Origin of the sequence: Paraconexibacter algicola (assembly GCF_003044185.1) — a bacterium.
Lineage (GTDB): Bacteria > Actinomycetota > Thermoleophilia > Solirubrobacterales > Solirubrobacteraceae > Paraconexibacter > Paraconexibacter algicola.
The window spans coordinates 159,510-171,427 of the sequence record NZ_PYYB01000004.1; the positions used below are offsets into that span (position 1 = coordinate 159,510).

General features: G+C 73.0%; 11 protein-coding genes. All 11 read left to right on the forward strand.

Annotated features, from left to right (window positions below; all coding sequences use genetic code 11):
* Positions 1–103 precede the first annotated feature (103 nt).
* The 11 genes from pyrR to C7Y72_RS20210 all read left to right on the forward strand — a co-directional run bounded on the left by pyrR (position 104) and on the right by C7Y72_RS20210 (position 11,917).
* Complete coding sequence (gene pyrR, locus C7Y72_RS20160) at positions 104–652, forward strand: bifunctional pyr operon transcriptional regulator/uracil phosphoribosyltransferase PyrR (protein ID WP_107570993.1); 549 nt, start codon at positions 104–106, stop codon at positions 650–652.
* Positions 649–1,608, forward strand: a complete 960-nt coding sequence (locus tag C7Y72_RS20165; protein WP_107570994.1) for an aspartate carbamoyltransferase catalytic subunit — start codon at positions 649–651, stop codon at positions 1,606–1,608. Before pyrR ends, C7Y72_RS20165 begins: the two co-directional genes overlap by 4 nt.
* Positions 1,605–2,948: a dihydroorotase gene (locus C7Y72_RS20170; RefSeq protein ID WP_233243938.1), complete on the forward strand. Its 1,344-nt coding sequence runs from the start codon at positions 1,605–1,607 to the stop codon at positions 2,946–2,948. The genes C7Y72_RS20165 and C7Y72_RS20170 overlap by 4 nt, the downstream gene beginning before the upstream one ends.
* On the forward strand, positions 2,945–4,087 hold the full coding sequence (gene carA / locus C7Y72_RS20175) for a glutamine-hydrolyzing carbamoyl-phosphate synthase small subunit (protein WP_107570995.1): 1,143 nt from the start codon (positions 2,945–2,947) through the stop codon (positions 4,085–4,087). Before C7Y72_RS20170 ends, carA begins: the two co-directional genes overlap by 4 nt.
* A 4-nt stretch (positions 4,088–4,091) precedes the next feature.
* Entirely contained in the window at positions 4,092–7,205 is a 3,114-nt protein-coding gene (carB, locus tag C7Y72_RS20180; RefSeq protein ID WP_107570996.1) for a carbamoyl-phosphate synthase large subunit, read from the forward strand.
* A gap of 7 nt (positions 7,206–7,212) precedes the next feature.
* On the forward strand, positions 7,213–8,283 hold the full coding sequence (locus C7Y72_RS20185; RefSeq protein ID WP_107570997.1) for a quinone-dependent dihydroorotate dehydrogenase: 1,071 nt from the start codon (positions 7,213–7,215) through the stop codon (positions 8,281–8,283).
* A gap of 157 nt (positions 8,284–8,440) precedes the next feature.
* The gene (mihF, locus tag C7Y72_RS20190) at positions 8,441–8,779 is read left to right on the forward strand and encodes an integration host factor, actinobacterial type (protein WP_107570998.1); all 339 of its coding nucleotides are present in this window, start codon (positions 8,441–8,443) and stop codon (positions 8,777–8,779) included.
* A 55-nt stretch (positions 8,780–8,834) separates the two neighbouring features.
* Entirely contained in the window at positions 8,835–9,392 is a 558-nt protein-coding gene (gene gmk / locus C7Y72_RS20195; RefSeq protein WP_107570999.1) for a guanylate kinase, read from the forward strand.
* Positions 9,393–9,434: 42 nt separating this feature from the next.
* Entirely contained in the window at positions 9,435–9,662 is a 228-nt protein-coding gene (gene rpoZ / locus C7Y72_RS20200; RefSeq protein ID WP_107571000.1) for a DNA-directed RNA polymerase subunit omega, read from the forward strand.
* Between the two features lie 24 nt (positions 9,663–9,686).
* The gene (gene coaBC, locus C7Y72_RS20205; RefSeq protein WP_107571001.1) at positions 9,687–10,946 is read left to right on the forward strand and encodes a bifunctional phosphopantothenoylcysteine decarboxylase/phosphopantothenate--cysteine ligase CoaBC; all 1,260 of its coding nucleotides are present in this window, start codon (positions 9,687–9,689) and stop codon (positions 10,944–10,946) included.
* Entirely contained in the window at positions 10,943–11,917 is a 975-nt protein-coding gene (locus C7Y72_RS20210; RefSeq protein ID WP_107571002.1) for an AAA family ATPase, read from the forward strand. Before coaBC ends, C7Y72_RS20210 begins: the two co-directional genes overlap by 4 nt.
* Position 11,918: the final 1 nt, after the last annotated feature.

Consider the following 11,918-nt stretch of genomic DNA (forward strand, 5'->3'; position numbering starts at 1 on the left):
CACGGTGCGGCCGCGGCGCCTGCGCCGGCGGGCGGTCCGCCTGGACCGCTGGTAGGGTCCGGGGTGTCCTTTAACCCGGTCCCGTGAGGCCAGGAAGGAGCCCATGCCGCACCCGCAGAAGGTCGTCCTCGACGGCGACGCCATGCGCCGCACGCTCGTGCGGATCGCCCACGAGATCGTCGAGAAGCACGGCGAGCCCGACCGGCTCGCGATCGTCGGGATCCACCGTCGGGGCGCCGTCCTCGCCGCCCGGCTGCAGCGCCTGCTCGCCGACCTGCTCGACGCCGACGTCCCGCTCGGCGAGCTCGACATCAGCTTCTACCGCGACGACGTCGCCACGCGCGACGGCGGCCCCGTCATCCTCGCGTCGAAGATCGACTTCCCGATGGAGGGCCGCAGCGTCGTCATCGTCGACGACGTCCTCTTCACCGGGCGCACGGTCCGCGCCGCGATCGAGGCGCTGTTCGACTACGGGCGCCCCGCGCGCGTGCAGCTCGCGGTCCTCGCCGACCGCGGCCACCGCGAGCTGCCGATCCGCCCCGACTACGTCGGGAAGAACCTGCCGACCGCGCGCAGCGAGCGCGTGAACGTCGCCGTCGAGGAGCTCGACGGCCACGACGGCGTCACGATCACCACGGAGGACCCCTCATGAAGCACCTCCTGTCGATCCACGACCTCGACCGGGCCGCGATCGAGCGCATCTGCGACCGCGCCGCCTCGTTCGCCGAGGTCGGCGACCGCGAGATCAAGAAGGTCCCGGCGCTGCGCGGCCGGACCGTCCTGAACCTCTTCTACGAGGCGTCGACGCGGACGCGCAGCTCGTTCGAGCTCGCCGCCAAGCGCCTCTCCGCCGACGTCGTGAACTTCGCGGCGAGCGGCTCGAGCGTCGAGAAGGGCGAGTCGCTGAAGGACACGGTGCTGACGCTCTCCTCGCACAAGCCGGACGCGATCGTGATCCGCACCCCGTGGGCGGGCAGCGCCGACCTCGTCAGCGGCTGGACCGACGCGTCGATCGTCAACGCCGGCGACGGCAAGCGCGAGCACCCGACCCAGGCGCTGCTGGACGTCTACACGCTGCGCCGCCGGCTCGGCAGCCTCGACGGGCGCCGCATCTGGATCGTCGGGGACGTCCTGCACAGCCGCGTCGCCCGCTCGAACATCCTCGCGTTCGCGAAGATGGGCGCGCAGGTCACCGTCTGCGGGCCACCGACGCTGCTGCCGCGCGACATCGAGGACGCGCTCCCGTGCGCGGTCTCCTACACGCTCGCGGGGATCGAGGAGGCGGACGTCATCTACGCGCTGCGGATGCAGAACGAGCGGATGCACGACAGCTACGTGCCGTCGCTGCGCGAGTACGCCGCCCAGTACCAGATCAACGCGCGGCGCCTGGACCCGCAGCAGATCGTCATGCACCCCGGCCCGGTCAACCGCGGCGTCGAGCTCAGCGGCGAGGTCGTCGACTCCCCGCAGGCCGTGATCACCATGCAGGTGGAGGCCGGGGTCGTCGTGCGGATGGCGGTCCTCTACGAGGTGCTCGCGGGCTCGCGCGCGCCGCAGCCACCGGAGGTCGCGCCCGTGCCGTCCACCCAGCAGGGAGTCGCCTCGTGAGCACCGCCCAGCCACTCGTCCACCGCGCCGGCCCGGCCGCCACGCTCGTCGTCCGCGGCGCGCACGTCCTCGATCCGCGCACCGGCATCGACGCACCGATGGACGTCCTCGTGCGCGACGGGGTGATCGCGGAGATCGCCCAGCCCGGCCTGGCGGTCGTCCCCGACGGCGCCGAGGAGATCGACGGGACCGGCCGCCACCTGTTCCCGGCGTTCGTCGACCCGCACGTGCACCTGCGCACCCCCGGGCAGGAGCACAAGGAGGACCTCGACACCGGCACCCGCTCCGGTGCCGCGGGCGGCTACTGCGCGCTCGTCTGCATGCCGAACACCACGCCGGTCCTCGACAGCGCCCCGCTGCTGCGGTCGCTGCGCGAGGAGGCGGCGCGGCACGCGCGGATCCCGGTCGGCGTGATGCCCGCGATCACGCGGAACATGGAGGGCCACGAGCTCACCGACATGGCCGAGCTGCGCGAGGAGGGCGCGGTCGGGTTCACCGACGACGGCCGGCCGGTCGTCAGCGCCGGGATGCTCCGCAAGGCGCTGCGGTACCAGAAGCTCTGCGGTGGCGTGATCGCGCTGCACGAGGAGGACCCGACCCTGAGCGCGGGCGGCTCGATGCGCGAGGGCGCGGTCAGCGCGTTGCTCGGCGTCGGCGGCATCCCGTCGATCTCGGAGTCGACGATGGTCGCGCGCGACTGCGCGATCGCCGGCTACGAGGGCGCGCGCGTGCACATGCAGCACCTCAGCTCGATCGACTCGGTCCGCGCGATCCGCGACGCGAAGGCCCGCGGCGTGCAGGTCACCTGCGAGGCGTCGCCGCACCACCTCTGCCTCACCGACGAGAGCATCCGCGAGTCGCTGGACACCGCCAAGAAGATGAACCCGCCGCTGGGGACCGAGGAGGACCGCCAGGCGCTGATCGCCGGACTGCTCGACGGCACGGTGGACTGCATCGCCACCGACCACGCGCCGCACGCCCGGGACGAGAAGGAGGTCCCGTTCGAGCAGGCGCCGATGGGCACGACCGGCCTGGAGACCGCGTTCGCCTCGGTCTACACCGACCTCGTGCTGCCCGGGGTGCTGCCGCTCGCGCTCGTCGTCGAGAAGCTCACCAGCGGCCTCGCGCTGCTGGACCTGCTCACCCCGCGCGTGGAGGTCGGCGCCCCCGCCAACCTCACGCTGCTCGACCTCGCGCAGGAGTGGACCGTGGGAGAGCACGGCTACCACTCCCGCTCGGCCAACAACTGCTTCGCCGGACGCCGCCTGCACGGTCGCGTCCTGCTGACCGTCGCCGCCGGCGCGGTCGTCCACCGGACCCCGGAGACCACCAGCTCGTGACCGCTACCGCCACCGCCTACGTCCTGCTCGCCGACGGCACCCGCTTCGACGGGATCGCCTGCGGCGCCGACACCCACGCCGTGGGTGAGGTCGTCTTCACCACCGGCATGTCCGGCTACCAGGAGTCGGTGACCGACCCGTCGTTCGCCGGCCAGCTCATCACGTTCACCTACCCGCACATCGGCAACTACGGCGTGTGCGAGGCGGCGATGGAGAGCGACCGCATCCACGCGCGCGCGGTGATCATGCGCGCCGCCACGAACACCGAGGACGCGCCGACCGCCGAGCGCGGCTGGCTGGACTGGCTCGTCGACTGCGGCGTCCCGGCGATCACCGACGTGGACACGCGCGCGCTCGTGCGGCACATCCGCGAGGCGGGGTCGATGCCGGGCGGCGTCTTCCCGGCCTCGATGAGCGAGGACGAGGCGCGCCAGCGGATCGCCGCGGAGCCGCCGATGACCGGCCGCGACCTCGCCCGCGAGGTGACCCCCGCGGAGGCGACCGTGCACGGCGGCGCGCCGCACCCCTCGGGCCTCGTGCGCGTCCACGCGATCGACACCGGCATCAAGGGCTCGATCGTCCGCCACCTCGTCCAGCGCGGCGCGCAGGTCACGCTGCACCCCTGCACGGTCAGCGCCGAGGAGCTGCTGGCCACCGACGCCGACGCGTTCTTCCTCGCCAACGGTCCCGGCGACCCGGCGGCGCTCGACCACGTCGTCGAGACCGTCCGCGGGCTGATCGGCCGCAAGCCGGTCTGGGGGATCTGCCTCGGGCACCAGCTGCTGTGCCGCGCGGTCGGCCTCGAGACGACGAAGCTGCCGTTCGGTCACCGGGGCGGCAACCACCCGGTGAAGGACCTCCGCACGCAGCGCATCGAGATCACCTCCCAGAACCACGGCTTCGCGGTCACCGCCCCCGCGGGCGGCGTGCGGATCGAGGTCGACGAGCCGGTGCGCTGGGAGACGGACTTCGGGGCCGCGGCCCTGACCCACGTCAACCTCTACGACCGCACCGTCGAGGGCCTCGAGCTGCTCGACGTCGAGAGCGCCACCGTCCAGTACCACCCCGAGGCCGGTCCGGGGCCCAACGACGCGCTCTACCAGTTCGACCGGTTCCTCGACGCCGTCCGGGAGGCGTAGCCCGATGCCCCGCCGCAACGACCTGAAGCGCATCATGATCCTGGGCTCCGGCCCGATCGTCATCGGCCAGGCGGCCGAGTTCGACTACTCCGGCGTGCAGGCCTGCAAGGTCCTGCGCGAGGAGGGCTACGAGGTCGTCCTCGTGAACTCCAACCCGGCGACGATCATGACCGATCCGGAGTTCGCCGACGCCACGTACGTCGAGCCGCTGCTCCCGGGCCCGGTCGCCCGCATCATCGAGAAGGAGAAGCCCGACGCGCTGCTCCCGACGCTCGGCGGCCAGACCGCGCTGAACCTCGCGAAGGCCCTGTACGAGGACGGGACGCTCGACCGCCTCGGGGTCGAGCTGATCGGCGCGAACTACGACGCGATCTGCTGCGCGGAGGACCGCGACCTCTTCCGGGCCGCGATGGAGCAGGCCGGCCTGAAGATGCCGGAGTCCGAGATCGCCACGACGATCGAGGAGGCCCTGACCTTCCAGGAGCGGATCGGCCTGCCCGCGATCATCCGCCCGGCGTTCACGCTCGGCGGGCGCGGCGGCGGCATCGCCCGGACGCCGGAGGAGTTCCGCGCGATCGTCGAGCGCGGCCTCGACGCGTCCCCGATCACGCAGGTGCTGATCGACCGGTCGGTCCTGGGCTGGGGCGAGTACGAGCTCGAGGTCATGCGCGACAACCGCGACAACGTCGTGATCGTCTGCTCGATCGAGAACGTCGACCCGATGGGCGTCCACACCGGCGACTCGGTGACCGTCGCCCCGCAGCAGACGCTGACCGACGCGCTCTACCAGCAGCTGCGCGACCAGGCGATCCAGGTGATCCGGGCGGTCGGCGTCGAGACCGGCGGCTCCAACGTGCAGTTCGCGGTCAACCCGGAGACCGAGGAGATCCTCATCGTCGAGATGAACCCGCGCGTGTCGCGGTCCTCGGCGCTGGCCTCGAAGGCGACCGGCTTCCCGATCGCGAAGATCGCGGCGCGGCTCGCCGTCGGCTACGCGCTCGACGAGATCGACAACGACATCACGATGTCGACCCCGGCGAGCTTCGAGCCGACGATCGACTACGTCGTCGTGAAGTGGCCGCGGTTCGCGTTCGAGAAGTTCAGCGGCGCCAACGCCGAGCTGTCCACGCACATGAAGAGCGTGGGGGAGGCGATGGCGATCGGCCGGACCTTCGGCCAGGCCTTCGCGAAGGCGATGCGCTCGCGCGAGCTCGACGCGATCCCGCACCTGGCGGAGCGGTCCACCGAGGAGCTCGTCGCGTCGCTGGAGCGCCCGTCCTCGGAGCGCTACGACGTGCTGATGGAGGCGCTGCGCCGCGGCACGTCGACCGCGGAGATCCACGCGGTGACGAAGATCGACCCGTGGTTCCTCGCCGAGCTCGAGCAGCTCGCGCACGAGCCCGACGCGGCGTTCGCCGGCGTGCGGACGTTCAAGTCGGTGGACACCTGCGCCGCGGAGTTCCCGGCCACCACGCCGTACTTCTACTCCGGCTGGGAGCGGCCGACCGCCGACGGCGCGCCGCGCCACGAGGTCGACCGCGGCACGAACCGCAGCGTCGTGATCCTCGGCGCAGGCCCCAACCGGATCGGGCAGGGCATCGAGTTCGACTACTGCTGCGTGCACGCGGCGATGACCGTGCGGGCCTCCGGGCGGGACGCGGTGATGATCAACTGCAACCCGGAGACGGTCTCCACCGACTACGACACCTCCGACCGCCTCTACTTCGAGCCGCTGACGCTCGAGGACGTGCTCGGCGTGCTGGAGCTCGAGCAGCCCGAGGGCGTCATCGTCCAGTTCGGCGGCCAGACGCCGCTGAAGCTCGCGGCCGGGCTGATGGAGGCCGGGGTCCAGATCCTCGGCACGAGCGTCGACGCGATCGACCTCGCCGAGGACCGCGGTCGCTTCGGCGCGCTGCTCACCGAGCTGGGCTACGAGGCGCCGCCGTACGCGACCGCGCACTCCGTCGCCGAGGCGCTCGAGGCGGCCGAGCAGGTCGGCTTCCCGCTGCTGGTGCGCCCGAGCTACGTGCTCGGCGGCCGCGCGATGGAGATCGTCTACTCGGTCGAGGGCCTGCGCGACTACCTCGCGCGGCACGCCCCGCCGGAGGGCGTGGAGCGCGGCGAGATCTTCCTCGACCGGTTCCTCGAGAACGCGATCGAGGTCGACGTCGACGCGCTGTGCGACGGCACCGACGTGTGGGTCGGCGGGATCATGCAGCACGTCGAGGAGGCCGGGATCCACTCCGGCGACTCGGCCTGCGTGCTGCCGCCGCACTCGCTGGGCGGCGAGATGCTCCAGCAGCTGCGCGAGCAGGCGCGCGGGATCGCGCTCGGGCTCGGTGTCGTCGGCCTGCTGAACGTGCAGTTCGCGGTGCACGGCGGGCGCCTGTACGTGATCGAGGCCAACCCGCGCGCGTCGCGGACGGTGCCGTTCGTGTCGAAGGCGATCGGCGTGCCGCTCGCGAAGATGGCCTGCCGGCTGATGCTCGGCGAGTCGCTCGCCGACCTGCAGCTGCCGGCCGACGACCGCGTCTTCGACCACGTCAGCGTCAAGGAGGCGGTCCTGCCGTTCGACCGCTTCGACGGCTCGGACGCGCTCCTGGGTCCGGAGATGCGCTCGACCGGCGAGGTCATGGGCATCGCCCGCGACTTCCCGGCGGCGTTCGCCAAGGCGCAGGCGGCGGCGGGCGCGTCGCTGCCGAGCGAGGGTACGGTGTTCATCACGGTCGCCGACACCGACAAGCCGGCCGCGGTCGCCATCGCCCAGACGCTGCACGACCAGGGCTTCAAGATCATCGCGACGACCGGGACGGCGGCGGCGATCGCCCGCATGGGCATCCCGGCCGAGGCGATCAACAAGATCGGCGAGGGGTCCCCGCACGTGGTCGACTGGATCGAGCGCGGTGACGTGCAGCTTGTCGTCAACACCCCCACCGGCTCGGGGGCGCGCACCGACGGCTACGAGATCCGCAGCGCGGCGATCGCCCGCGGGATCCCGTGCCTGACGACGCTCTCGGGTGGCCTGGCGGCGGCGCGCGCGATCGCGGCCGCCCGCACGGGGGAGCCCGAGCCGCTGTCGCTGCAGGAGATCCACGACCGCGACGGCGCGACCGCGTAGGCCGGCCGTGATCTGGCGCGCGCTCTTCCGCCTCGTCCTCGTCCGGGTCGACGCGGAGACCGCGCACCGGCTCGGGACCGTCCCGCTGCGGCTGGCGGGCCGGCTCCCGGGCCTGGCGCGGCTGCTGGGGCCACGCGACCCGCGGCTGCAGGTGCGGGCCTTCGGGCTGACGTTCCCGTCGCCGGTGGGCCTGGCGGCGGGCTTCGACAAGGACGCGGAGCTCGTCGACGGGCTGCTGGCGCTGGGCTTCGGATCGGTGGAGGTCGGCACGGTCACGGCGGAGGGCCAGCCGGGCAACCCGCGCCCGCGGCTCGTGCGGCTGCCCGCCGACCGTGCGCTCGTGAACCGGATGGGCTTCAACAACCGCGGTGCCGCGGTCGCGGAGGGACGGCTGCGGGCGCGCCGGCGGACCGGCGCGGTCGTCGGCGTGAACCTCGGCAAGACGAAGCTCGCGACCGACGCGGTCGCCGACTACGTGGCGTCCGCGCGCCGCCTGGCGCCGCTGGCGGACTACGTGGTGCTGAACGTGTCCTCGCCCAACACGCCGGGCCTGCGCGACCTGCAGGCCGTCGCGCAGCTCGGGGAGCTCGTCCGGGCGGTCCGGCCGGTGCTCGACGGGCGGCCGCTGCTCGTGAAGATCGCGCCCGACCTCAGCGACGAGGACGTCGACGCGGTCGCCGAGCTCGCGCTGGCCGAGCGGCTCGACGGGATCATCGCGACGAACACGACGATCACCCGCGACGGGCTGCGCTCGACCGCCGCGGAGGTCGAGGCCGCGGGCGCGGGCGGGCTGTCCGGGGCACCGGTCGCCGCGCGGTCGCTGGAGGTGCTGCGGCGGCTGCGGGCCCGGGTGGGGGAGGAGGTCGTGCTGGTGTCCGTCGGGGGGATCGAGACGCCGCAGGACGCCTGGGATCGCCTACAAGCCGGTGCGACGCTCGTCCAGGCCTATACGGGCTTCGTCTACGGGGGTCCGCTCTGGCCCTGCAAGATGCATCGCGGGCTCTCGCGGAGGCTCGACGCGGCGGGTCTCGGATCGGTCGCCGAAATCACGCAAAAAGCGGGGAAGTTTGCACCCTGACGCACCTGTCCTGAGGCTTGGGCAAGCGAAAACCGCTGCAAATCGAGTGAAAACGCTCGACCACGCTCGACAGCCCTCAACCTGAGGTCGAGCTTGAGTCGAATGTGGGGATCGGGCCCGCGATGGCCAACCCGACGATGTATGCTCGCCCACGCCGATGACCGCTGCTCCTGACACCGCTTCGAAGACCACGGCCCCCGAGCGCTCGCTGAACCAGCGCATGGACGCGCTCCAGCGGGCCAACGACATCCGCAGCCGTCGGGCGCAGCTCAAGAAGGACCTGAAGGCCGGCCGCGTGTCGATCCACCAGCTCCTCGCGGACCCGCCCGAGTACGTCGAGACCGCGAAGGTCTTCGACATGCTCCTCGCCGTCCCGAAGTACGGTCGCGTGAAGGTGAACAAGGTCCTCACGACCTGCCGCATCTCCCCGAGCAAGACCATCGGCGGCCTCTCCGAGCGCCAGCGCAACGAGCTCGTCGAGTCGCTCAAGCGCTAGGCCGGCCGGCGGTCCCGGGCGGTCCCTCCGACCCGCGGTCTAGGCTCACGCGCCCATGTCGCGTGTCTTCGTCATCACGGGCCCCAGCGGGGTCGGCAAGGGCACGCTCATCCGCCAGCTGCTCGACCGCGTGCCCGGCCTCGAGCTCAGCGTCTCGGCCACGACGCGCGCGCCCCGCCCCGGCGAGGAGCACGGCGTCGCCTACCACTTCCTCTCCGACGAGGACTTCGCCCGCCGCGTCGACGAGGGCGACTTCGTCGAGTGGGCCGAGTACTCCGGGCGGCGCTACGGGACCCTGCGCTCGGAGCTGCGCAAGCGCACCGACGCCGGCGCCCCCGTGCTGCTGGAGATCGAGGTGCAGGGCGCCCGCCAGGTGCTCGACTCGCTGCCCGAGGCCGTGCGGATCTTCATCGCGCCGCCGTCGGCCGAGGTCCTGCGCACGCGGCTCGTCGGCCGCGGCACCGACGGCGACGCCGAGATCGAACGGCGCCTGCAGGTCGCCGAGGAGGAGCTCGCCGCCCAGGGCGAGTTCGCCCACGTCGTCGAGAACGACCGGCTCGAGGACGCGATCGACGAGCTCGTGGCGATCGTCCGCACGCACCTCGACGGCTGACCGACCGGATCGGCCCCGCCGACCCACCGCTACACTGGGTCGATGATCAACCCTCGCATCGACACGCTGCTCGAGAACGTCGACTCGAACTACGCGTCCGTGATCGTCGCCGCCAAGCGTGCGCGGCAGATCAACTCGTACTACCACAACCTCGGCGAGGGGACCTTCGACGAGTTCCCGCCCCCGATGGTGGACTCGAGCTCGAAGAACTACCTGACGATCGCCCTCGAGGAGGTCGCGGGCGGCAAGGTCAAGTACCAGTACCGCTAGGCCGCACCGGCCGGAGCTCCGGCGATGGCGCGCGTCCTGATCGGCGTCACCGGCGGCATCGCCGCCTACAAGACGCTGGAGCTCGTCCGGCTCGCCACGAAGGCGGGCCACGCGGTGCGCGTCGTGCAGACGCCCACCGCGCAGCAGTTCGTGGGGGCCGTGTCGTTCGCCGGCCTGACCGGCGCGCCGGTCCTCGTCTCGGAGTTCGAGCGCGACCCGGCACGCGGCGCGTTCCCCGACCAGGCGCCCCCCGGGCACGACCCGCTGAGCCACCTCGAGCTCGTCGCCAACGCCGACGTGCTCGTGATCGCCCCGGCGTCGGCGAACACGATCGCCAAGCTCGCCCACGGGCTCGCCGACAACCTCCTCACCTCGGCGGCGCTCGCCGCGACCTGCCCGGTGCTCGTCGCGCCCGCGATGAACAACGCGATGTACGAGCACGCCGCCACGCAGGCGAACCTCGCGACGCTGCGCGACCGCGGCGTCGTCGTGATCGACCCGGGCACGGGCGCGCTCGGCTCCAAGGGGGAGTGGGGCGTCGGTCGGCTCGCCGAGCCCGCCGACCTGCTCGCCCGCATCGAGGCGGTCCTCGCCGGCCGGCCCACCGCCGGGCCGTGGGACGGCCTGCGCGTCCTCGTCACCGCCGGGGGCACGCGGGAGCCGATCGACTCCGTGCGCTACGTCGGCAACCGCTCCTCGGGCCGGATGGGCTTCGCGCTCGCCGACGCCGCCGCCGCCCGCGGGGCCGCGGTCACCGTCGTCGCCGCGAACGTCACGCTCCCGCGCAACCCCGCGGTCCGCTACCTCGACGTCGAGACCGCCGCGCAGCTCGCCGACGCCTGCGCCGGCGCCTTCGCCCAGACCGACGTGCTGCTGATGGCCGCCGCCGTCGCCGACTTCCGGCCCGTCGGCCCGGCCGACCACAAGATCAAGAAGACCGGTCGCGGCGAGCTCACGGTCGAGATGGAGGCGACGGTCGACGTCCTCGCGTCCCTCTCCGGCACCCGCCGCGACGGGCAGGTCCTCGTCGGCTTCGCCGCCGAGCACGGCGACGGCGCGCTCGCCTACGGGCGCGACAAGCTCGAGCGCAAGGGGCTCGACGCGATCGTCGTCAACGACATCTCGCGGCCGGACATCGGCTTCGACACGCCCGAGAACGAGGTCACGGTCATCACGCGCACGGGGGACCAGCCGATCGCCAAGGCGGACAAGGCCGCGGTCGCCGACGCGATCCTCGCGGTCGTCGACCGGCTGCGCGACGCCGCCGTGCGGACACCGACGTGAGCGGACTCGACGGCGCCGCACACGCCCCGCTCGACCGCGGCGAGATCGACGCCGCCGTCGGCCTCGCCGCCCGCATCCGGGCGACCGTCCGCGACGGGGTCGAGGTCCGCGAGGAGGTGCTCGACGACCTGCTCGTCGCGATCGTCGCCGAGGGGCACGTCCTCCTGGAGGACCTTCCCGGCGTGGGAAAGACCACGCTGGCCCGCGCGCTCGCGCGCGCGCTCGGGCTCGAGTTCGCGCGCATCCAGTGCACCGCCGACCTGCTGCCCGCGGACGTCGTCGGCACCAACGTCTTCAACCAGCGCGAGGACCGCTTCGAGTTCCGGCCCGGCCCGATCTTCGCCAACGTCGTCATCGTCGACGAGATCAACCGCGCGAGCCCCAAGACGCAGTCGGGCCTGCTGGAGTGCATGCAGGAGCGGCGCGTGACCGTCGACGTGCACAGCCACGAGCTGGCCCGCCCGTTCGTCGTGCTCGCGACGCAGAACCCGGTCGAGTTCGAGGGCACCTACCCGCTGCCCGAGGCGCAGGTCGACCGCTTCATGATGCGCCTGTCGCTCGGCTACCCCGACGCGGACGCCGAGGCCGCGATGCTGCTCGCGCACGAGCTCGGGGACCGCGTCGCCGCGCTCGACGCCGCGGGCGGGCCCGCCGAGGTCCTGCAGGCCCAGGACCTCGCGCGGCGCGTGCACACCTCCGAGGCGCTGCGTGCCTACGTGGTGGCGCTGCTCACCCGCACCCGCGAGGACGCCCGCGTGGAGCTCGGCGCGAGCCCCCGCGCGGGCCTGCTGCTGCTGCGCGCGGCGAAGGCCCGGGCCCTGCTGCACGGCCGCGACCACGCGCTGCCCGACGACGTGCAGGCGCTCGCCGAGGTGGTGCTCGCGCACCGCCTGGTGCTCGCGCCGGAGGCGCACGGCGCCCGCGGCGGCGAGGTCGTGCGCGACGCCCTCGCGAAGACCACGGCGCTCTGAG